At 62.0% G+C, this 22,847-nt stretch carries 18 protein-coding genes; 4 read left to right on the top strand and 14 right to left on the bottom strand.

Translation table 11 applies throughout. The features are described 5' to 3' along the window. Positions 1-39: 39 nt before the first annotated feature. Together U5A89_RS04650 and U5A89_RS04645 are read left to right on the top strand one after the other, a co-directional pair. Positions 40-2,181, top strand: coding sequence for an oxidoreductase (locus U5A89_RS04650; RefSeq protein ID WP_338159992.1), 2,142 nt, complete (start codon positions 40-42; stop codon positions 2,179-2,181). A gap of 47 nt (positions 2,182-2,228) precedes the next feature. Further along, the gene (locus U5A89_RS04645; RefSeq protein ID WP_338159991.1) at positions 2,229-2,987 is read left to right on the top strand and encodes an SDR family NAD(P)-dependent oxidoreductase; all 759 of its coding nucleotides are present in this window, start codon (positions 2,229-2,231) and stop codon (positions 2,985-2,987) included. Between the two features lie 216 nt (positions 2,988-3,203). On the opposite strand, the gene U5A89_RS04640 is transcribed toward U5A89_RS04645, so the two are convergent. Beyond that, entirely contained in the window at positions 3,204-5,591 is a 2,388-nt protein-coding gene (locus tag U5A89_RS04640; RefSeq protein WP_338159990.1) for a TonB-dependent receptor, read from the bottom strand. A gap of 405 nt (positions 5,592-5,996) precedes the next feature. Between U5A89_RS04640 and U5A89_RS04635 the strand changes: the two genes are divergently transcribed. Next, a complete protein-coding gene (locus U5A89_RS04635; protein ID WP_338159989.1) occupies positions 5,997-6,788 on the top strand; it encodes a helix-turn-helix transcriptional regulator in 792 nt (263 codons plus the stop codon). Between the two features lie 100 nt (positions 6,789-6,888). On the opposite strand, the gene U5A89_RS04630 is transcribed toward U5A89_RS04635, so the two are convergent. The 13 genes from U5A89_RS04630 to U5A89_RS04570 all read right to left on the bottom strand — a co-directional run bounded on the left by U5A89_RS04630 (position 6,889) and on the right by U5A89_RS04570 (position 21,006). After that, entirely contained in the window at positions 6,889-7,170 is a 282-nt protein-coding gene (locus U5A89_RS04630; protein WP_338159988.1) for a nuclear transport factor 2 family protein, read from the bottom strand. An 87-nt stretch (positions 7,171-7,257) separates the two neighbouring features. Continuing rightward, complete coding sequence (locus tag U5A89_RS04625) at positions 7,258-8,136, bottom strand: crotonase/enoyl-CoA hydratase family protein (protein ID WP_338159987.1); 879 nt, start codon at positions 8,134-8,136, stop codon at positions 7,258-7,260. A 5-nt stretch (positions 8,137-8,141) separates the two neighbouring features. After that, positions 8,142-9,116, bottom strand: coding sequence for an NAD(P)H-dependent flavin oxidoreductase (locus tag U5A89_RS04620; protein WP_338159986.1), 975 nt, complete (start codon positions 9,114-9,116; stop codon positions 8,142-8,144). Between the two features lie 209 nt (positions 9,117-9,325). Then, on the bottom strand, positions 9,326-11,281 hold the full coding sequence (locus tag U5A89_RS04615; protein WP_338159985.1) for an NAD(P)/FAD-dependent oxidoreductase: 1,956 nt from the start codon (positions 11,279-11,281) through the stop codon (positions 9,326-9,328). Between the two features lie 251 nt (positions 11,282-11,532). Beyond that, positions 11,533-12,750, bottom strand: coding sequence for a cytochrome P450 (locus tag U5A89_RS04610; protein ID WP_338159984.1), 1,218 nt, complete (start codon positions 12,748-12,750; stop codon positions 11,533-11,535). After that, positions 12,747-12,953: a ferredoxin gene (locus U5A89_RS04605; RefSeq protein ID WP_338159983.1), complete on the bottom strand. Its 207-nt coding sequence runs from the start codon at positions 12,951-12,953 to the stop codon at positions 12,747-12,749. The genes U5A89_RS04610 and U5A89_RS04605 overlap by 4 nt, the downstream gene beginning before the upstream one ends. A gap of 203 nt (positions 12,954-13,156) precedes the next feature. Continuing rightward, on the bottom strand, positions 13,157-14,020 hold the full coding sequence (locus U5A89_RS04600) for a TIM barrel protein (protein WP_338159982.1): 864 nt from the start codon (positions 14,018-14,020) through the stop codon (positions 13,157-13,159). Next, positions 14,007-15,059, bottom strand: a complete 1,053-nt coding sequence (locus U5A89_RS04595) for a phosphotransferase family protein (protein WP_338159981.1) — start codon at positions 15,057-15,059, stop codon at positions 14,007-14,009. The genes U5A89_RS04600 and U5A89_RS04595 overlap by 14 nt, the downstream gene beginning before the upstream one ends. Further along, on the bottom strand, positions 15,052-16,254 hold the full coding sequence (locus U5A89_RS04590) for an acyl-CoA dehydrogenase family protein (RefSeq protein ID WP_338159980.1): 1,203 nt from the start codon (positions 16,252-16,254) through the stop codon (positions 15,052-15,054). The genes U5A89_RS04595 and U5A89_RS04590 overlap by 8 nt, the downstream gene beginning before the upstream one ends. Then, a complete protein-coding gene (locus tag U5A89_RS04585; protein ID WP_338159979.1) occupies positions 16,251-18,335 on the bottom strand; it encodes a 3-hydroxyacyl-CoA dehydrogenase NAD-binding domain-containing protein in 2,085 nt (694 codons plus the stop codon). The genes U5A89_RS04590 and U5A89_RS04585 overlap by 4 nt, the downstream gene beginning before the upstream one ends. A gap of 16 nt (positions 18,336-18,351) precedes the next feature. Then, positions 18,352-19,329 carry an NADPH:quinone oxidoreductase family protein gene (locus tag U5A89_RS04580; protein WP_338160166.1) on the bottom strand — a complete coding sequence of 326 codons (978 nt, stop codon included), beginning with the start codon at positions 19,327-19,329 and terminating at the stop codon, positions 18,352-18,354. A 134-nt stretch (positions 19,330-19,463) separates the two neighbouring features. Beyond that, positions 19,464-20,372, bottom strand: coding sequence for a LysR substrate-binding domain-containing protein (locus U5A89_RS04575; protein ID WP_338159978.1), 909 nt, complete (start codon positions 20,370-20,372; stop codon positions 19,464-19,466). A gap of 121 nt (positions 20,373-20,493) precedes the next feature. Beyond that, positions 20,494-21,006 (bottom strand): SRPBCC domain-containing protein, encoded by a 513-nt coding sequence (locus tag U5A89_RS04570; protein ID WP_338159977.1) that lies wholly within the window; start codon positions 21,004-21,006, stop codon positions 20,494-20,496. A gap of 120 nt (positions 21,007-21,126) precedes the next feature. Here U5A89_RS04570 and U5A89_RS04565 point away from each other — a divergent pair, with 120 nt between their 5' ends. Further along, a complete protein-coding gene (locus tag U5A89_RS04565; protein WP_338159976.1) occupies positions 21,127-22,761 on the top strand; it encodes a GMC family oxidoreductase in 1,635 nt (544 codons plus the stop codon). Positions 22,762-22,847: the final 86 nt, after the last annotated feature.

Genomic DNA, 22,847 nt, shown 5'->3' with positions numbered 1-22,847 from the left:
AAACGTTAAAGTTACGCATATAGAAGCAGGAGAGACGACATGTCCGCAGTCCCCGCCGCCCGGACCTCCTCGGGATCGCTTACTTTGTCCAGTCCCGGCCAGATCGGCGCGCTGACCGTCCCCAACCGAATCTTCGTAACGGCGATGGGCGTCAGCCTGGCCGAAGAGGATGGCATGGTAGGCCAACGCCTGATCGACTATCATGTGGCGCAGGCCAGGGGCGGCGCGGGCATGATCGTGACCGGCGTGATGGGCGTGGCCTGGCCCGTCGGAGCCGTGCAACCCCGACAAAGTGCGATTTCCGATGATCAATTCCTGCCCGGTCTTAAGCGACTGGTCGATGCCGTTCATGCCGCTGGAGGCCTGATCGCGACGCAGCTTCATCATGGCGGGCTGGTCGCGGCCCATTCGGCGCAGGATGGTCATCCGATCTGGGGACCGTCTATGCCCCCACCCTTCGCCGGGGATTTTCCGGATTATTTCCTGCCCGAAGAAATGGCGGCCTTCGCAGGCGGCGTCGTGCCGGAGGTCAAGATATTGACCAAGGACGACATCGCGATCGCGGTGCGACAATTCGCTGCTGCCGCCGTCCGCGCGAAAAGCGCGGGGTTCGACGGGATCGAGGTGCATGGCGGTCATGGCTACCTCCTGTCCTCCTTCCTGTCGCCCGCGACCAACAAGCGCGGCGACGAATATGGCGGCGACCTGAAGGGACGCGCGCGGCTGTTGCTGGAGGTGGTGCGCGCGGTGCGCGACGCCGTCGGCCTGGACTTCCCAATGTGGGTCAAGATCGACTCGCGCGAAATGGGCAAGCCGAATGGCATCACCATCGACCATGCGCGGGAACTTGCCCCGATGGTCGAGGCTGCCGGTGCCGATGGCATCACCGTCACCGCCTATCATGATGTCGGGCAGGGCAAGCTGCATTCCGCGTCCAACATCCCGCACGAACCGGGCATTCATCTGGAATTCGCCGCGGCCATCCGCAAGGTGGTGGACATACCGGTAATCGCATCGGGTCGAGTGGAACTGGACCGAGGTCAAAAGGCGCTGGCCGATGGGCAGTTCGACTTTCTGGCGATGGGCCGCAAGATCCTGGCCGACCCGGACCTGCCGATTAAACTGGCGGAGGGGCGGACGGACGCTATTCGGCCCTGCATCTATTGCTATACCTGCGTGTCGACGGCCTATCTGCGCGAACAGGTGCGCTGCGCGGTGCGATCGGAAACGGGTTATGAGGATCTGGACTGGGCGCCTGCTGTCGTGCCCGGCCATGTCGTGATCGTCGGCGGTGGCCCTGGCGGAATGGAGGCCGCACGCAGGCTGAGCCAGGCGGGTGCGAAGGTCACGCTGATCGAGAAATCGGATCGGCTGGGCGGGACGCTGCGCTTTGCGGCGCTGGCCTATGAACCCAATGAGCGGCTGTTGAACTGGCTGAAGCGCGAAATCGACACATCGCGGGTGGACGTGCGGTTGAAGACGGAGGCGACGCCTGAACTGATCGCCAGTTTGAAGCCGGACAAGGTGATCGTCGCCACGGGGGCGGTGCGCGACATGCCGCCTATTCCCGGCAATGATCAGGATTTCGTGCTGTCGGGCGATGATCTGCGCGGTATGATGCTGGGCGAGGACAGCGCTTCGATCCGCCGCAAGACGAGTTGGACGACGCGCATTGCGACCAAGGTCGGCGCAGCCACCGGCGCGACCGCCCATCTGGAACTGGTGCGCAAGGCAACGCGTAGCTGGATGCCGCTGGGCAAGCGGGTCGTCATCATCGGTGGCGAACTGGTCGGCTGCGAACTGGCGGAGTTCCTGATGGAGCGTGGCCGGGAGGTTACAATCGTCGGGGAGGCGACCAAGTTTGGCGGCGGGCTGCTGGTGGTGCGGCGCATGCGGCTGCTGTCCGAACTGCGCGACCATGGCGTTGCCATGTTCCCCGGCATCAGCGACATCCGCATCGACAAGCAGGTCGTGCGCTTCACAGACGCGTCGGGGCAATCGCAGGGCATCCCCGCCGATCATGTCGTCGTGGCCATGGGCGCGCACGGGGATTCGACGCTGGCGGATCTGTTGCGGACCGGCGGACATGACGTGACCGAGATCGGCGACGGCACCGGCGTCACCTATATCGAAGGCGCCATTCGCGGGGCCGCGGAAGCGGTCGCCGCCATGGGTCGCTGACACCGCATAGCAGAGGAGACAGCATGAGCGGGATGGGATGTCGGCGGATGACCGACAAGGTCGCGATCGTCGCAGGCGCCGCAACCGGCATTGGACGGGCGACGGCGTTGCGCCTGGCGGCGGAGGGCGCGACGCTGGCCGTTGCGTCGCCCACCGGTGAAAAGGCCAGGATCGACAGTCTGGTGGACGAAATTACCGGCGCGGGCGGTCGCGCCATCGGCCTGGCCTTCGACGCGACGGACGATGCATCTATTGCAAATCTTGTCGAAAGCGCGATGCAGGCCTTTGGCGGTATCGACGTGGTGCATGCGAATTTCGCCGATCTGCGCATCATCTTCGAGGATAGTGACGCTTTGAGCGTGTCCGACGAAGTCATGGAGCGCACGCTTGACGTGAACCTGAAGGGCATGTTGCGGATCACCCGCCATGCGGTGCCCAGATTGCTGGACCGGGGCGGCGGCGCAATCATCTACACATCGTCGGCCGCAGCCGTCTGGGGTGAACCGGTGCGGCCCTGCTATGCCATGGCGAAGGCGGGCATCAACGCGCTGGTCCGCCATGTCGCCAGCGCTTGGGGCCAGAAAGGCGTTCGCGCCAATGCCATCATGCCCGGACTGGTCGTCACGCCGGAAATGCGGGACTCCATGCCCCATGATTTCCAGGCGGAGGTGCTGGCACGCGGGCGCTCGCCGCGTCTCGGCGAAGTCGCGGATATTGCCGCCATGGTCGCGCATCTGGCGAGCGAGGACGGGGCATGGATCAACGGCCAGTGCATCGCCGTCGATGGAGGATCGACGCTGAACTGAGCGGTGCCGGTCCGATATCATGCGCCTTCTCAGGAAAGGCCAAGCCCTCGCATCTGCGCAGGCGGCGTGACCCCACCTTACCTTCGCATTTCAGTGGGAGGAGAGGCAGGGAGACATGACAAGGGCGCGAACCGGCAGTGACCGGTTCGCGCCCTGATTATTGCCTGGTGACTTCAGGATGCCTGCGAAGTCACCCGTCCTTGTCTCGGCCTTCGATCAGAACTGAACCCGGGCGTCGATCCCATAGGATATCGGCTTGTTGAAGGTGGCGCCGGCAAAACCGAGCGCACCAAAGTCGATGCCATAGGTCAGCCGCTTCTGATTGAGTAGATTGTCGCCCCACAGGCCGATATCTAGCTTGCCACCGCCCATTGCAATATTTTCGAACGACAGGCGCGCCTTGACGTTGGTTTGTGGCGGCGAAATCAGATCCTGATTAAAGGGTGCGGTATTGTCGAGCGCGTTGAAATAGATTTTCGTGCGACGCGAATAATCGCCGCGCAGGCGGATCAGTGAATCGCCGACCGGATAGGCATATTCCGCGCCCAGATGGACACTCCATTTCGGCGTGTAGAGCGGCTTGGCGTCATTGGCGACATCCAGGATCACGTTGCTCGCGGGATCACGGAACAGGAACGTCTTGTACTTCGTCTTCACATAACCGACCGAACCGTCGATCTGGAAACCGGCAAACGGCAGGGCGGTCAGTTCCGCTTCGAAACCCGACAATCGCACCTTGCCCGCGTTGACGATCAGCGATGTCGCACCGCCGCTGCCGGCTGCGAATTGCTGGACCTGAAGATCGTCATAGTCGGTGATGTAACCGGCGATATTGAGGCGCAGTCTATTGTCGAGGAACTGCGACTTGATGCCCGCTTCATAGGCGGTCGCCTTTTCAGGATCGAAGCTGTTGATGACGCTGGCGCGGGGGTTGATGCCGCCCGACCGATAGCCGGTGGAAACGCGGCCGTAGATCATCACATCCTTGACGACGTCATAGGACACAGATGCCAGCCAGGAGAAATTATCGAAGCTCTTGCGCCCGCGCTGCACCGGGCTGACGTCGCCCGCCAGATAGGCGGTCTTGTCGTCGCCGGTATAACGGCCGCCCAGCGTGACTTCCAGCTTGTCATCGAGCGCCGAAGGTTTCCAGCTTGCCTGCCCGAAAACGGCCATCGACTGCGACGTGCCGCCAAAGGCCTGAAGCGGGTTGGCGTTGACGCCGACCGTTGCCAGGCCGGGATTGAGCGCGGCGATGCCATCGACCACTGCTTGCGGGAAGCCGAGCGCGGTCAGACCGGACACCGGCGTTACCAACGTCAGCGCCTGCTGATTATATTCCGACGCCTTTTCGTAGAAATAATACATGCCAAGCAGGTAGCTGATGTCGCCGACCTTCCCGAGCGCCTGGAGTTCCTGGCTGAACTGCCATTGTTTCTGGGGCGCGTTGTTGCCGTTATAGGGCGTGACCGACTGGATCGAAACCAGCGTGGGCGAGGTGAAGTCCACGACGGGGCCGCGCAGGACGCCATTGCCCGACAGGTTCAGGATCGTGTCCTGCGAGAATTTGCGATAGCCGGTGATCGATTTGATCGTCAGCTCCGGGATGGGCTCATAGCTGATCGTCAGGCCATGGCCCTGCACCCGGGTTTTGCTGCCATAACGGAAATCGCCGTTGCGATCGGTAAAACCCGCCTGCTGGACCGTCCCCTGCCGTACAGGATCAACGAGGAAAGGCGCGCCACCATAGCTGGGCGACTGCGCATAATAAGCCTGTGCGAGTGGGGTCGCGGCGACGATCTGGAAGAAGGCCGGGGAGCCGCTGCGGTCATCATAGTCGAAATTATAATTGACGGTGAGGTCGCCGAAATCGCCCTGAAGACCCACGGCGATCGAGTCCGCCTTGAGCGCGCCGGGATCCTGCGACGAAGGCGTGAGCAGATTATCGACATAGCCGTGCGACTGGCGATGCTGGCCCGAAATCGACGCCTTGATCGCGTCGCCGATGATGTAGCCCGTATCAAGCCGCGCCCGCACATACCAATCGTTAAAACGCGCAAAGCCCGCCTTGGCAGTGACGCCCATGTCGTTGGTCGGCTTCTTGGAAATCAGCTGCAGCGCGCCACCGATCGTGTTGCGGCCGAATAATGTACCCTGCGGGCCGCGCAAAACCTCGATGCGTTCCAGATCGATCAGATCGAACACCGCCCCTGCCGAGCGCGCCAGATAGATGCCATCGAGATAGATGCCGACACCCTGTTCGGAGACGGCCGACGGCTCCTGATTACCAATGCCGCGAATATAGACGGTCGCCGCCGAAAGGCTGGACGGCTGCTGCTCGACGGTGAGGTTCGGGGCGAATTGCGGCACATCAGCGGCGCTGGAGATATTCTGACGCTCGATAAAGTCGCCACTGAGCGCCGTAACGGCGACCGGGACATCCTGCAGGGTTTCCGCCGAGCGGCGCGCAGTTACGACAATGTCGCCCAGATTGGCGGCCTGCCCCTGTGGAGCGGCGACTACCGCTTGTTCCTGCCCATGTGCCGATGTCGCAAACGGTATGGCAAAAACCGCGGCAACGCCTGCAAATAATATGGATTTCATTGCATCCCTCCCCAAAAAATCGCCATTTAGCATGGCTTTCGTCAACTTATTTAGGCGATTATCTACGCATATGGATACCAACAAGCCCTTATAATCCGCTCATGCGCACGATTTGCTACCTCATTCCCTTAAGCCCAAATAATGGTGCTCTTCAAGGGGATCAATCGTCCGTTTGCGTACTGTTATGCCAGTATCGTTGCGATTTATAAAAGTTGATGTGGATCGATACATCGGTTTGCGCCGAAAGTCGGTCGGAAGATGAGATATCGCGTGGGATGGCATCGCATTTCAGCGCGATGCGGGATAGAAGAAGGCATGACGAGCATCGATTTCACCGCTGAGGTTATGGATTTTTGCAATGTCCCAGGCGGACGGTTCGAAATGGTTCAGTGGCATTGGCCAGATATGGTCAGTTTCGAACGTACCGAGCGGCAACTCATGCTGGAGATGTCATTGCCACCGATGGCAGCGGACGCTTCGGCCCATTTTCCCGACATCGATCCCGACCGGCGTTGTTTCATGGGCACTCTATTTGTGCGCCATCCAGGCGTTCTGGTGGGCGGTCGTTCCGAAGGGGGACAGATACGGGTGATGCGCTGCGTCTTCGACAAACAGAACGGCGACTCCATCGTCGGCAGGGGGCAACCGACATTCGGCTTTCTACAGGGGCTGCTCGATATTCGGAACGATGCGTTGCGCAGCTTGATGCGGCTTGCCCATCGGGAACTCGTCAACCCGATCGATCGATCGCCATCAGCGATGGAGGCGCTGTTCGCACTGGTCGCAGTCGAATTGCGTCGGGTTTTTAATCACGCCGCAGCTGCCGATACGGCCAGCCGCCTTGCCCCATGGCAATTCCGCCGCGTGCGCGAGCGCATCGAGGCAGAAGCGCCCATGCCCAACGCCGCCGAACTGGCTGCGCTGTGCGGCATCAGCACGCGGCATCTGCATCGCCAATTCATCGCCCTGACCGGCAAGACTGTGTCGGCCTATATCAGCGCTTATCAGGTCGAGCAGGCGAAACTATGGCTGGCACGCGCGGACATGCCGATGAAGCAAGTGGCGGAACAAGCCGGATTTTCGCATGGGAACAGCTTTGCGCGGGCATTCCGGCGGGCAACGGGCCTGTCGCCACGCGAGTTCCGGCAACGCGCATCGGCGATCGCGGCGGGCGGCGAAGAGACATCTGTCCGATGATTTCGGTGGCGATTTAGCCTGATTTATACGGCGCATACTGCGCTTTGGTCCACTGCGCTCCAATGCATGATCCGTCATCATGCGCCGCCTTGCCTTACCGTCAGAAATCAAATTGGACATTCTGGTCGAAACGCACGAAGCGATGGGCGATCTTCCACCCCGCATCGGTCCGTACGACGGTGTCGCGCATCCGACCGGTCACTACGATTTTCGCCGCCATGGGAACATGCCCGGCATTGACGTTCATAAATGCATATTCCGCCACGACCTGCCCGTCCGACTCGCTCACCATGAGGTTGAAATTGAAATGGCGATTTTTGCCTTCGGCCTGGCGGTCCGATTCCTGCGCATGATCGATTTGCTGGGCGATCCCAATCTCCATAGTCCGAGCAATGCGCAAACCGGGCTACCAGTTCGGCAATCTCAACCTTGTCTTCGACCGTCAGCATTCTCGTCTCTCCTACTCTGGTTACTGGCCGTCCCACCACGGGAAAAAGGGCGGCATGTCTGAGGCTTTGCCATTGAAGCGGGCCGGGCGTTTTTCATTGAAGGCCTTCACCCCCTCGCGCCCGTCCGCCTGGCTGGTGTAGAACATCGCCAGGGACTCGGTCAGATGCGCTTCATAGGGGCTGGCGCTGTTGCGATTAAGCATCTGACGCATCAGTGCGATCGACACCGGGGAACGATCCCTGACCAGCGACCGGGCAAAGGCTCTGGTCTCCTCCAACAACGTTTCCGGGGGAAAGACCGCACGCACCAGGCCTTTATCCAGCGCTTCGGCGGCGTCGAAAATATCGGCTCGATAGGCCCATAGCATGGCCTGTTCGACGCCGACGATGCGCGGCAGGAAGAAGGAAGAACAGGCTTCCATGGTGATGCCAAGTCGCCCGAAGACGAACCCGAAGCGCGCCTTTTCCGACGCGAAGCGAAAGTCCATCGGCAGCAACATGGTGGAGCCGATACCGACCGCCGCGCCATTGATCGCGCCTATCACTGGCTTGAGGCAATCATATGTGGCGAGCGCAACGCGCCCGCCCGTATCGCGCACGCCGTTCAGGATCGCCGGATCGTCGCCTCGCTCCCGCAGATCGTCCATGCTGGGCGACTGGCTTTCATCAAGGCCAAAGACATTGCCACCGACCGACAGGTCCATGCCCGCGCAAAAGGCGCGACCTTCACCGGTCACGACGATCACCCGAACATCATCATCCCGGCTGGCGCGCCGATAGGCGTGGATCAGTTCTTCGCACATCTCGACCGTGAAAGCGTTAAGCGCGTCGGGGCGGTCGAGCGTCAGCAACAGCAGGCCGTCATCCTCGACCTCATAGCGGATCGTGCGATAGTCCATGGGCCTTATCCTTCGCTCGACAGTCTCGTGGCGCGCGCCAGGGTTTCGCGGCATTCCACGACGATGCGCTCGATCAGGTCAGCGCATGTCGGGATGTCGTGCATAAGGCCGATGCTAAGGCCCGCCCACACCAACCCGCCGTCTATATCGCCGGTTTCCAGTGCGGCGCGGCCGCGCGCCCCCGCGACCAGCGCCTTGATATGTTCGAATGTGGCGTCAGGCTCGCGTTCCTTGACGTTGACTTCTTCCGAAACCGCATTGCGGAATACACGCGCAGTGTTGCGTAAGGTTCGGAAAATCAGGGTCGTGTCGCGCTCGCTTCCCTGCAGGACGGCCTGCTTGATGGCGTCATGGATCGGCGCCTCGGCTGTCAGCATGAAGCGCGTGCCCATGGTGATGCCTTCGGCGCCCAGCGCCAGCGCGGCCGCCATACTGCGACCGGTCGCCATGCCGCCCGCAGCAAGAATTGGGATATCGAGCGCCTGCGCGGCGGCGGGGATCAACACCAGACCGGGGATATCATCTTCCCCCGGATGGCCGGCCGCTTCGAAACCATCGATCGACACCGCATCGACGCCCGCGCGCTGCGCAGACAGCGCATGGCGCACTGCGGTGCATTTATGGATGATCTTCACGCCCGCCTGCTTGAAGCGGGCGATAAATTCCGCCGGGCTGCGCCCTGCCGTCTCGACCACACCAACCCCGGATTCCGCGATCACTTCGACATAGGCGTCATAAGGAACGGGTTGAGCGGTGGGCAGGATAGTGAGGTTCACGCCGAACGGCTTGTCGGTCATCGTCCGGCACCGGGCGATTTCAGCAGCAAGCGCTTCGGGCGTTGGCTGAGTCAGCGCCGTCAATATGCCAAGGCCACCCCCGTTGGATACGGCCGACGCCAGTTCGGCGCGCCCAACCCACTGCATACCGCCCTGGATGATAGGATAGCGCGTACCGGTAATCTCAGTAATTCGCGTTTTCATGATGCTCCTGCCGTGTTCCGGGTGTCACACCGTGACTGCCTGCGCCGATCCATCGGCAACTATTGGCCACCCCAGCACAATCGGTCTTTTCGTAGCCATTTCCGCTATCGTCTACGAATAGACAGGGCGAGGGGCAACCTCTCCCCTCAACCCGCTATTTGCAAGATACTAAGACGGCGCGTTACATGAGGGCGGGGCGCCGTCCGAACTTATGTCAGTTCAAAGTCGCCATGCCTGGGACCACGGCATTCGTTCCAGAAATCCACCAGACGCCATGGCCAGGACAAGAAATTACGCTTTTTGCTATTATTATAATAGCTGAATGCTCTTGGGTGGCTCCAGATCATATTGACCATCTGGTTTTCCACCTTGTCCTGCCAGGCGTCGAATGCCGCGACGGTCGGTTGTATCGCTGCCTTGTCCCGCTCGTTGATCCAGTCGAGGCATTCGATAGCGTAGTTGACCTGGCATTCGGAAATGAGGTTCTGGCCGGCGGCGTGATTGGGTGCGCTGTTCGGGCCGACGGTGTGGAAGTAATTGGGGAAGCCCGGAACCAACATACCGAAATAGGCACGCGGATCTTCCGTGCCCCATTCGTCGCGCAACCGCTTGCCACCGACGCCAACGATTTCGAGCTGGCCCATCATGTTGGCGACATCGAAGCCGGTCGCGCATACCAGAACGTCCAGTTCAATCTCTCGCCCGTCCTTGAGCAGAAGCCCCTTGGGTGTAACCCGCTCGATCCCCTCCTGCTCCAGATGGACATGGGGTTTGAGATAGGAGGAGAAATAGGTTCCGCGGTCCAGAATGATCCGTTTGGAAAAGATCGGGAAACCCGGTGTCAGCTTTTCTTTGAGATCCGGGCGATCGGCGAAGGTCTTTTCCAGATAGCCGATGGAAAACTGGCGCATCGCTTCGTTGACGGCGGACACCGAGGGCGAATCCTTGGGCCACTCAGGATCGAGCAACACATTGGGATAAAGGCCGTCGGCCGCATACCAGTAGATGCGGAAACGATACCATTCCAGATAATGGGGGATATGGCGCATGGCGAATTTCACGCCGTCGCTGACCAGGTCTTCGCCGGTCGGCGTCGGGATCACCCAATGGCGGCTGCGCTGGAAAACATGGAGTTCTTCCACATCGTCGGCGACGGCGGGAATGAACTGGGCGGCGCTGGCGCCCGTTCCGATAACGCCGACCCGCTTGCCCTTGAGATCGAGAGACGTGTCCCAGGTCGCGGTGTGCTGGCGGATGCCCTGGAAACTTTCCAGCCCTTCCAGGCTCGGCCATTTCAAACGATTGACCGGACCATGCCCGTTGATGACGGCATTGGCGCGGATCACGTCCTGGCTGCCGTCGCTCTTGCGTATCGTGACGTTCCAGACGGCAGCGTCTTCATCCCATATCAGCTTTTCAACCCGGGAATTGAAGCGGATGCGCCCGCCCAATGCATAATCATCCGCCACCCGCTTGAGATAGGCGAACATATCGGTGCCCTGCGGATGGTAATTATTCCATTCCGGGTTAAGCGCGAAGGAGAAGGAATAGAAATGGCTGGGCGTATCAACGCCGACGCCAGGGTAGCGATTTTCCCACCAGGTGCCGCCGACCTGCTCATTCTTTTCGATGATGAGCCAGTCGTACCCGGCCTCTTCCAGCTTCACCCCGGCAGCCAGGCCAGTCATGCCCGCGCCGATCACCAACACCTTGAAATCGGGATTGGCAGGCTTGCGATCGGCCTGTTCCCGGCGCGGCTGTTCGGGACGAAAGCCGATCTGGTCGAACAGCAGGGGCAGGAACTCCGGCTCCACCTCTTCGGCCAGCCCTACCGTCATCATGCGGTGCATCAGCGCATCGGACGGTTCGCCCTGACTGGCTGCGCCCGGCGTTACCAGAACGTGCAGCAGCTTCGTACGCAATGCCTCCAGCAAATCGGCCGGGATCGCTTCTGGCGGATAGGCATAGGGCGACTTGAAATGCGGCGCGAACGCATCGAGCATCGCTTCATCGCGGCTCAGATGCACATAGGTCATCAGCAACGTATGCGGCTCACCCTGCTCCAGCGCCTGGCGCAGTTCGGGCGTGTCGTCCAGCGGCAACAGGCGCGCCTTCAGATCGGCGCGGTCCCCGTCAGCGGCGCGCTCTGCATAGTGGGTTGCCATGTCCATACTCCTCAACTTTTTCATTCTTTAGCTTGCACACGGCAAGAGCCGGGCAGCGGTTTCCCCCGCCGAACCGGCCTAGCCCGATGCGTGAAGTAAGCATTCACTTGCTTTGCAAATTATTGTCAAGAAGTCTTTCTGTTCACGCTATGCGCAGGAATGGAAAATCACGTCGCTTCTCGTCTCCATCGCTCCGCCGCATGGTGAAGGGTGGAAGGCGCATCTGCATCCTCCACCCATGCCTTATGCCATCACCACCGTAATTTGAGGGAAGTGAAGCCCATCACTGACCCGCCGAAGACCGATCCCTCCTCCTGATCTTCGTCCAGTTCGAAGTCAGGAATCCGGCGTAGCCATTCTTGCATCGAAATCATGATCTCACGCTTGGCGAGATGGGAACCAATGCAGCGATGCGGCCCGACGCCGAAGGTGACGTGATTGTTGACCTTACGATCAAGGTCGATGCTCTGCGGATTTTCAAAAACCGATGGATCGCGATTGGCGACTGTATTGGGCAGGATGACGCGATCATTTTTGCGGAATGTGATCCCCTTATATTCGCAGTCATGCGTAACCCGGCGATAGAGGTTCGACACCGCATTGATCCGCATCAGTTCTTCCAACGCGATCAGGAAGCCGGACGGGTCATCGAGCTTCGCGCGGAAATGCGCTCGTGCTTCGGGCGTGGTCGCCAGATAGCGCCAGACATAGGTCATGGTGTTCGTAACCGTGTCCAGCCCAGCGACGAACAGCAGGAAGCCGCAATTGAGGATGTCCTTCCACGGATGCTGATTGCCGTTGGCGTCGCGCGCGGCGACGATGGTCGACGCGATGTCGGTTCCCGGATTGCGTTCCTTTTCCCGAAACAATTCTTCCAGCACGGCATAGATGTCGTTCAGGTTCTGCGCCCGTTCGGCCGGATCGGTGCTGCGGAAAAAGACGTGCGCCAGTTCCAGAAATTCGGGCAATCGCTCTTCGGGCAGGCCGAACAGTTCAAGGAAGGTGCTGGTCGGGAATTTCGACGCATAATCTTCTATGAAATCGCAATGCCCCTTGTCGGCGAAGGCGGCGATCATGCGTTCCGCGCGATGCTGCAGTCCTTCGGTCATGCGGCGCACGGCTAGCGGCGTGAACATGGGCGCGAGCAGCATCCGGAATATATTATGTTCCGGCGGATCGACGCCCTGTGGCTGGACCACCGGGAACGGCTCGATCGGCGGGATGGGCGTCTGATGGGTCGAGAAGATGCCGTGGTTGCGATAGCCCTCCACGATATCGTCATATTTCAGGAAGACCCAATGGCCGCCATTATGCGGCGTGTAGAAGATCGGCGGCACGCCCTGACGGATCAGGCCATGCCAGATCTGGACAGGGTCGGTTACCCCGTCAGGTATGTTGAAGAAGTCGAAATCCACCATCAATTCGGCAGGCACATGGTCGGGTGGGGACGGTTGCCATTGCAGCGTCATGCTTTCACCCCCTTGGCGATGCGCAGCGCGCCTTCGGGACAGTTCCGGACGGCAAGCCTTACTTTATCTTCCAATTCAGGCGGAAATTCCGGCTGTTCGATGACGACTTTGCCCTCGATGGCATCGGTGGAAAAGACTTCGGGGCATAGGTCTTCGCAGCGCGCATGGCCCTGACAGACGTTGAGATTAGCAACCACTCTCATAGACACGCTCTCCGTTTCTTCGTTGGCGCCTTTTTACCAGCACACCCAATGAGCGCCCATGGCGACATAGGCGCTCATTCGGCCATGCAGAGCTATTTAGGACATTGATGCGGCGATGAGCCGACCTTTGCGGGTCGTGACGATGTCGTTTGCGCAGAATTGGACAGGGAGATCGGAAGATGAGGATCAGGACGTGGTCGGCATCAGGCGGCCCCGATCAACCGGGTCAGGCGTGCCAGCATCTGCGCCTCGCCCGCTGCGGTGGGATCGGTCGGTTCATATTCCAGTTCGATAATGCCGCGATAGCGCTGGTCTGCAATCTGTCGCAGGATCGCCGACCAGTCGAGCTGCCCCAGCCCCGGATCCACGCGACCAGGTATGTCGGCCAGCTGGATCAGCCCGATCATGTCGCGACAGGCGTTTAGCGCAGATGGCACGGCATGACCCATCATGGCGACATGGCCGATATCGAACAGCAACCGCACCGACGGCATGGCGACGGCGCGCACCATATCCATCGCATCTTCCAACCGGTCCAGCAGAAGCCCGGCGATGCGGTCCGGCGCGATCGGTTCGACCAGCAGGGTAAGGCCCACACGGGCCGCGACATCGGCATGGCGCTTGAGGTTCTCAATCATCGCCTCAATCTGTTCGGGCCGGGACCGGGCCGGGTCGTCGCCCGCAACACATACTGCGCCTGCCCCGCCGAAGCGCGTGGCGAGAGCGCAACTGAGCGCAATGCTGGCGCGCAGGGCGTCCCGCCCCGCTTCGTCCCCGGCGCTCCAGAGCGGTTGGTTCCAGTGCATCGGATCGCCGCCGAAGCTGGATAGCAGCAGCCCTCTGCGCGCCATATGGTCGGCCATGGCCGCCTGCTGTTCTGGCGGACGCAGTTTCAGGAACAGATCCTGCACGCCTGCAAAACCATGATCGGCCAGCGCATCGATCTGATCAAGCGGATCGACCGACCGGCCCAGATGGGCGAGCAGCGGCCGGTCCGGGCTGCGCAACCCCAGATGACCGCCAAGGCGCATGGTCGGGACGGCGCGCGCGCTTTCACAAGCTGGCATCTGCTTCTCCATCGGCTATGCGCCAGGCGAGGTCGGCAATCTCTTCCGCGCGCGCGCCGTGGCTGGCCGCCGCTTCGCTCGACGCATTGCCGTCGAGCGCGCGGCGATAGACGCCTTGCCGGATCCCGGCATTGCGGAACATCGCGAAGACGAGCGCATAGCGCCAATGGTCGGGATCGATAACGCCCAAGCCGCTGCGATCGCCATAGCGGCGCAGATACTCCGCCTCGGTAGGAATGCCGAGCGCAGGGAGACTGGCATCGGACAGGCCGCGATAGCCCTCGCTAGGCACACGCCACGCCATCATATGTTGGGCCAGATCGGCTAGCGGGTGGCCAAGTGTCGAAAGTTCCCAATCAAGCACGGCGAGGATGCGCGGGCCATCGTCAGCGAAGATCATATTGTCGTTGCGGAAATCGCCATGGACGATCCGGCTCGCCTCCATCCCCGGATCATGGGCGGGCAGCCACGCGATCAGCCGCTCCATTGCATCGATCCGCCGGGTTTCGGTGGCACGATATTGTTGCGTCCAGCGCGCGACCTGCCGGGCGAAATAATGGCCGGGGCGCCCATAATCGGACAGGCCGACCGCTGTCGGATCGATGGCATGGAGTGCGGCCAGTACCCGGTTCATCTCGTCATAGATGGCGCCGCGTTCGACAGGCGACAGATCGGGCAGGCGCGCGTCCCAGAAGTTGCGGCCCTTTGCATAGTCCATCACGAAGAATGGCGTGCCGACGATATCGCTATCTGCGCACAGCGCGATCGGACGGGCGACCGGCACAGCCGTATGCTGGAGGGCAGCGGTCACACGATATTCGCGTTCGATGGCATGGGCGGACGGCAACAACATACCGTCGGGCTTCCGACGCAGCACGAAGCGATCGACGCCATCGACCGACAGCAGATAGGTGGGGTTCGACTGGCCCCCTTCGAATTTCCGCGCGCCGATCATACCATGTGCGCCCGGCACATGATCCCACAACCACGGGACCAGCCGCGCCATATCGAGCGTGCGGGCGGCCCCCGCCTCAGTCATATTTCGCCAATTCCAGGCGGCCAAGCTGATGGCGGTGCACCTCGTCCGGTCCGTCCGCGAAGCGGATCTTGCGGGCATGGGCATAATAGCTGGCGAGGAAGAAATCCTGGCTGACCCCCGCCGCGCCATGGGCCTGCATCGCCCAGTCGATCACCTGGCAGGCCATATTGGGTGCGGCGACCTTGATCATCGCGATTTCCGCCTTCGCGCCCTTGTTGCCGACCATGTCCATGCGATGCGCGGCATGAAGCGTCAGCAGCCGCGCCTGATCGATCAGGATGCGGCTATTGGCGATGCGTTCGACGATGACGCCCTGTTCGGCCAGCGGCTTGCCGAAGGCGACGCGGGATTTCACCCGCCGACACATGGCTTCGAGCGCGCGTTCGGCCATACCGATCATCCGCATACAATGATGGATGCGTCCCGGCCCCAGGCGCGCCTGCGCGATTTCGAACCCGCGTCCTTCACCCAGTAGCATGTTGGTCGCGGGCACGCGGACATTCTCGAACGCTATTTCCATATGGCCGTGGGGCGCGTCATCATAGCCAAAAATGCTCATCGGCCGCAGTACGGTGATGCCGGGCGTGTCGCGCGGGATCAGGATCATCGATTGCTGCTGGTGCTTGGCCGCATGGGGATCGGTCTTGCCTATGAAAATCAAGAGCGCGCAGTCCGCTTCGCCCATACCCGATATCCACCATTTGCGGCCGTTAACGACATAATCATCGCCGTCGCGGACGATGGAGCTTTCGATATTGGTCGCGTCGGAAGAGGCGACCGCCGGTTCGGTCATGGCGAAGGCGGAGCGCATGTCACCCGCCAGCATCGGCTTCAGCCAGCGCTCCTTATGCGCATCGGTGCCGAAGCGTTCCAGCGTTTCCATATTGCCAGTGTCGGGCGCAGCGCAATTGAACACCGCCGGGCACCAGTGGACCCGGCCCATCTCTTCGCACAGCGGCGCATATTCAAGGTTGGACAAGCCTGCGCCATGGCCGCTTTGCGGCAGGAACAGGTTCCACAGCCCAGCCGCCTTCGCCAGCGGCTTCAAACGATCGATCAGCGTGACATGCGCCCAGCGGTCGCCGGTCGCGACCTCCTCATAATAGAGTTTTTCGTTGGGATAGACATGCGCGTCCATGAAGGTGCGCAGCCGGACCAACAGATCGGCGGTCCTTGCATTGGGATCGTAGCTCATGGGTAGAACCCCCGCCCCTCGGCCACATATTGGACGAGCAAGGGCGCAGGCGTCCAATAGGCGTCGCCCTGCTCGGCGCGGAAGCGTTCGATCGTCGCCAATAGCGTGTCGAGGCCGATCTGGTCGGCCCAGAACATCGGGCCGCCCGTATAGCCAGGCCAGCCCAGCCCGTTGACCATCGCCACGTCGATTTCCTGCGGACGAGCGGCAACGCCTTCGCCCAGCAGCTTCGCGCCTTCATTGACCATCGCGTAGAGCAGTCGCGCCTCGATCTCCTTCTCGCCAACGTCGCGCAGCGTGAGGCCATGACGATCGGCGTGAGCGGCGATCATCGCGTCGGTCTGCGGATTGGGGCTGGCCTTGCGCTTCTCGTCATAGAGATACCAGCCCGATCCCGTCTTTTGCCCGAGCCGCCCCTGCGCCACCATCTGTTCGACGAAATCGGCACGCCGTTCGCGGTCAGTGGCTTTGGCGGCGCGGGCCTTGCGCGCGGCGGCCTGCACGTCCAGCCCCGCCAGATCGCCCAGCGCGAACGGCCCCATCGGAAAGCCGAAGCCAAACACTATCGCATCGATCGCCGCAGGGCTGGCGCCTTCTTCCACCAGGAAAAAGGCTTCGCGCGAACGTTTGGACAGCATCCGGTTGACGATGAAGCCATCGCATACGCCCGACAGCACAGGCAGTTTCCCGATCCGCTTGCCCAGTCCCATAATCGTCGCGACGACATCCGGCTCTGTCCTGGCCGCGCGGACATCTTCCAGCAGGCGCATGACATGAGCGGGGTTGAAGAAATGCATCCCGCACACATCCTCCGGCCGCCCCGACGCCTCGGCCAGCGCGTCGATGTCGAGGAAGCTGGTGTTGGAGGCGAGGATCGTGCCGGGTTGAGTCACCCGACCCAGCGTGGCGAATACATCCTTCTTGGTGTCCAACTCCTCCGTCACCGCCTCTATGACCAACTGGGTGGTGATGAGGTCGCGCGGGTCGTCGCTGGTGGTGATGAGCGCCAGGCGCTTGTCCATCGCCGCCTGGGTCAGGCTACCCTTGGCGACGGAAGCAGACCATAGCTTGCCGATCGCTTTCATCGCGGCATCGATGTGAGTTTGATCGAGGCCGATCGCGATGACGGGGAGGCCCGCGCTCGCGACCGCCATGACGATCCCGCGCCCCATGACACCCAGGCCGATGACGCCGACGCGATCGACCGGACGTACGGGCATATCGGCAGGCAGGCCGGGGATGCGGGCGACGGCGCGTTCAGCGGCGAATATGTGGCGCAGCGCTTTCGACTGCGGTCCGGCGATGCTTTCGCGGCACAAATCCAGTTCGCGTGCCAGCGCCGTGTCGAAATCCAGCGTGTAACCCAGCCGGATCGCTTCCAGGATTTTCAACGGTGCCGTCTGCCCGCGCATTTTTTTGGACAGCGAGTTGGACAGTTGTGCGAACAAGTCGGGATCGTCCGCGGGCATCGGCAAAGCGCCAGCGCTGCGCGGCCCTTTACCCTCCGCCACCAGTTTTTCCGCATAGGCGCGCGCAGCGGCAGGAAGGTCGCCGCTGTCCGCGATCGCGTCGATCAGGCCATGGGCCAGCGCTTCGCCAGCATCGATCCGGCCGCCCTGCGTCGTCAGCCGGATCGCGGTCTCCAGGCCCGCCAGACGCGGCGTGCGCTGGGTGCCCCCGGCACCCGGCACGATGCCGAGCTTGACCTCCGGAAAGCCGAACATCGCGTCCGGCACGGCGATACGATAATGGCAGGCCAGCGCCACTTCGAACCCGCCGCCCAGCACCGTACCGTGGAGCGCCGCGACGATCGGCTTGGTCGCGGCGTCCATCTGCGCGATGACGGCGGGGAGAAGCGGTTCGGCCATCGGCTGGCCAAATTCCTTGATGTCGGCCCCGGCGATAAATGTTTCGTTCTCGCAACGAATGACAAGGGCGGCGATTTGCGGGTCTGTCTCGGTCCGCCGGATCGCTTCGGCAAGGCCTTGGCGCACGCTGGCGGAGGTCGCGTTGACCGGTGGATTGTCGATTACCGCTTCGGCGATCGCGCCGTGGACGTGGAAGCTGACTGTATCGGACATGCTGATCTTTCCCTGTTCAGGATTCGCGGCCGAGGGTGAGCAGCACTTTGCCCTTCACCTTGCGCCGTTCGAGATGCTGGAGCGCGGCCACCGTGTCGGACAGGGTGAAGCGGGCGTCGATGACCGGCTTGAGCGCACCCTGCGCCAGCCAGTCGAGTATCTGCCGCATATTGGCGCCCTGACGGACCGGGTCGGCGCGCACGCTGTTGCCCCAGAGTATGCCGAGCGCCGCGGCGCTCTTGAGCAGCAGGAGGTTGGCGGGGATGGCGGGTATCTCCCCGCCTGCAAAGCCGACGACCAGATGCCGCCCGCCCCATGCAAGCGAGCGGACGCCCAGGATGCTGGTCGGCCCGCCGACCGGATCATAGACGACATCGACGCCTTTGCCGCCGGTCAGCGCCTTGATCCGTTCGCGCAGATCATCGCGCGCATAATCGATCAGTTCGTCGGCACCCTGCGCCTGCGCGAGCGCCAGTTTTTCCGGGCTGGAGGCGGCAGCGATGACGCGCGCGCCCATATGCTTGCCCAGTTCCACGGCGGTCAGGCCGACGCCGCCACCCGCGCCCAGCACCAGCAGCGTTTCGCCCGGTTGCAGCGCCGCCCGGTCCTTGAGCGCATGATAGGATGTGCCATAGGTGATGGCGATGCCCGCTGCGATCTCCAGATCGACGCCATCGGGCACCGGCCAGACCTGCGTCGCTGGCACCTGAACCTGGCGGGCAAAGGCGCCGCTTCCGGTGAAGGCGATGACCCGGTCGCCCACTGCAAAGCCTTCCACCCCGTCACCCAGCGCGGCAATATGGCCTGACGCCTCGCTGCCCGGAACGAAGGGGAGCGGCGGCTTGGTCTGATATTTGCCTTGGACAATCAGGACGTCGGGATAGTTGACGCCCGCGGCCACGACATCGATCACGACCTCGCCCGGCCCCGCTTGCGGCGCTGGAAAATCGCCCAGATATAATGCATCCACCGGCGCGAACGCGCCGCATATCATAGCTTTCACATCACTCTCCGCCGCTGCGGCCGGGGCCGCCCCGCCTGATTAGGCGCTGGCGAGTCATGCTACCATTTCGAATTTCGGATGCCGATGCTCAGTAAAACTGATGCATCGGCCGGATCTTGGTCGGTTCAGACCCTGTCCTGCCTGTCGTTCTGCTCGACCGAGCGCCGGGCAAAGTCGTGGAACGCGCGACAGGCCTGGGGCATTGGCGTGTCACGGCGGCTGACCAGACTGAGGATATGGGTGAAGCGCAGTTCCGGGACATCCAGGGCCACCAGTTCGCCGCGCGACACGTCCTCCTCCACCGTCAGGCGCGACAGGCAGGCGAGCATGTCGCTCTGGCGCACGATCCGCTTGATCGCCTCGACACTGTCGGCCTCCAGCGCGACATTCATCGAGTTGAAATATTTGAGAGCTTCGACCGTGAAAGCGATGCGTTCGCTGGATAATGTCTTTTCCAGCACCCATGCCTCTCCCGCCAAATCGGCGAGGGGTACGGCGCCCGCGCCCGCCAGACGGTGGCCCGGCGCTACGCAGATGACGAGCCGATCGCGACGCCAGGGCTGCGCGTTCAAATAGCTGGAATTTACTGGTGCGCTGACAAAACCGATGTCGAGCGCCATGTTGCGGACCCCCTCCATCACATCGTGCGAGGGCATGATCCGCATTTCGATCCGCACGCCGGGGTGGCGGTGCATGAAGGCGGCGCACAGGTCCGGGAGGACGTAATTGCCCACCGGCGCGACCGCGCCGATGCGCAGTCGCCCGCGCACTTCCTCCGGCAGCGACAGCGCCTCCATATCCTGAACCTGCACCAATATGGCGCGCGCCATTTCCAGCATCGGCCGCCCCTGATCGGACAAGAGCATCCGGCGACCCGATCGGGCAAAAAGCTGGACGCCCAGATGGGTTTCCAGATCCTTGAGCGACATGCTGGTCGCCGACGGGCTGAGGTTGATGTCGTCGGCCGCCCCGGCAATGCTGCCGATGCGTGCCACCGCTTCGAACACGGCGATCTGGCGTAATGTGACCCTCACCCATCCTCCTTGCGCGCTGTTCAGGCAGGTGCGATGTCCAGACGGCCGAAAAAGGCGGGTTCGGGAAGTCTGGCAGGCGAGACAGGCACCGCGATCGGATCGTCGGCGCCTGCCCCATCGCTCACTCGCCCCGGTGCATGGCCTCTGCGCGCGCCTTGAGCGCCTTGGCCGAATCATTGAACGCGCGCGTTACCCAGGGGCCGCAAAAGCGCATGACATGGATGCCATTGGGTCCGGTAAAAGCGTCGGTCGACTGGTAGCGGCATTTTTCCGGCCCCAGTTCCTCGATCATCTGGTCGCGCCGGGCGGGATAGGGCCAGGCTTCGCTGTCCGGCAGTTCCCAGGACAAGAGCCGCCCCGGCTCAAACGCGCAGACATATTCGCAATTGGGCGCCAGCGCGCCCGGATTGGCATAGTTGACCAGCCGCATATAGACCGGCGCGCCCATTTCGAGCGTCGATTGCGCCCAGACGCAAAAGGGGTTCCATTCGCCATAACGCGGCATATCGGTCAGGATATTCCAGACGACCATAGCTGGCGCGTCGATCTCGATTGGATCGGACGCGACCAATATGGCAGGATCATAGAGTGCGAACGGATCGTGGCGCGCGGCCACTGGGCTTTCGACGGACATCGGCTTCTCCTCAACAATTCTTGTCCCCGAAGAGGATAAGGAAAATCTATCGAAGATCACGCCTTATTCGCATGAAAATCGTTCAAGCGTCTTGACCTGCGTACCCTGTTGGATGATTCAGTGCGCACAAAAGCGGTCGCACAGGCGCTGCCGGGAGAGATAATGGCGGACAGTTTCGACTTCATCATCATCGGCGGCGGATCGGCCGGATGCGTCATGGCGGGCCGATTGTCGGAAGATTCCCGCAACCGGGTGCTGCTGATCGAAGCGGGCGGCAAGGACAGGAGCATCTTCATTCATGCGCCCGGCGGGCTGCTGCCGATCATGTATCGCGGGATGTTCCAGTGGATGCATGTCAGCGTGCCCCAAGCCCATGCGCAGGGGCGGCAGATGTACACGCCGCGCGGCAAGGTGCTGGGCGGATCCTCTTCGATCAACGGCATGGTCTATGATCGCGGCACCGCCGCCGACTATGACGGCTGGCGGCAGTTGGGGAATGAGGGGTGGAGCTATGACGACGTCCTGCCCTATTTCAAGAAGCTGGAGGATTTTCAGCCGGGCGGCGAGGAAGCCTATCATGGGCGCGGCGGTCCGGTGCTGGTGACCCGGCCCGGCATCACCAATCCGCTGGCTAAGGCCTTTCGCGATGCCGCCATGGCCGCTGGCATCCCATATAATGACGATCCCAGCGGATCGACGCGCGAAGGCGTGGTGCCTGCCGACGTCACCGCATCGGCCGGGCGGCGTTGGAGCGCGGCGCGCGCCTATCTGACACCTGCACGCAAGCGACCCAATCTGCGCGTGGTCACCAATGCCCATGTCGAGCGGATCATCGTCAAGGACGGGCGCGCCACTGGCGTCGCTTGGCGGCGTGGCGGGCAGGTCGAACAGGCCAACGCGACGCGCGAAGTGATCCTGTCCGCAGGCGCCATCCATTCGCCAGGCATATTGATGCAGTCGGGCATCGGCCCCGGTAACCATCTGGGCGAGGTCGGCGTGCCGCTGGTCCATCATCTGCCCGGCGTGGGGCAAAATTATCGCGACCATGTGGCGATCAGCGTGAAGCAATATTGTACCCAGCCGGTGTCGCTGTTCAACGTGTTCCACCCGATGGTCGCGGCCAAGGCGGTCGCCAATTTCCTGCTGTTCCGCAAAGGGCCGCTGGCGCAGCCGCCCGCCGAGATCGGCGCTTATCTCAAAACCATGCCGGGCGCTGACAGTCCTGACGTGAAGGTCCATTTCGCCATGGCGCTTTATGAAGCGATGGGGCGTAAACTGATCATGGACCATGGCTATTTCGCCCATATCGACCTGCTCAATCCGGAGAGCGTAGGCGAAATCAAGCTGACGGGGGCCGGTCCGGCCGCGCCGCTGTCCATCGACCCCAATATCCTGTCAACCGGCAATGATATGGCGATGGGCCGGGCGGCGATCCGGGCGGTGCGCACCATCTTCGCGCAAAGCCCCTTCGACCCCTTCCGCGGTGAAGAACTGGCGCCCGGCGCGCATATCCAGTCGGACGACGAACTGGACGCCTATCTGCGCGAAACCGCGACGTCGGATATCCACGCCGTCGGCACCTGCCGCATGGGGCATGATCCGATGGCGGTGGTCGATCCGCAATTGCGGGTGCGCGGCATCGCCGCTTTGCGGGTCGTGGACGCATCGGTCATGCCCCGGGTGCCTGGCGGCAACACCAATGTCCCCACGATGATGGTGGCGGAAAAGGCGACCGACCTGATCCTGAACGCATAGTCGCGCGGCATATCGATACAGAATAGTCAGGGGGCGATGCCGCAAGGTGCGTTCATAGCCTTCATTCAATATAGCAAAAGGAAGTA

The organism is Sphingobium sp. HWE2-09 (genome assembly GCF_035989265.1).
In the GTDB taxonomy this organism is placed as follows: domain Bacteria; phylum Pseudomonadota; class Alphaproteobacteria; order Sphingomonadales; family Sphingomonadaceae; genus Sphingobium.
This window is presented reverse-complemented; position numbering and strand designations above follow the sequence as displayed.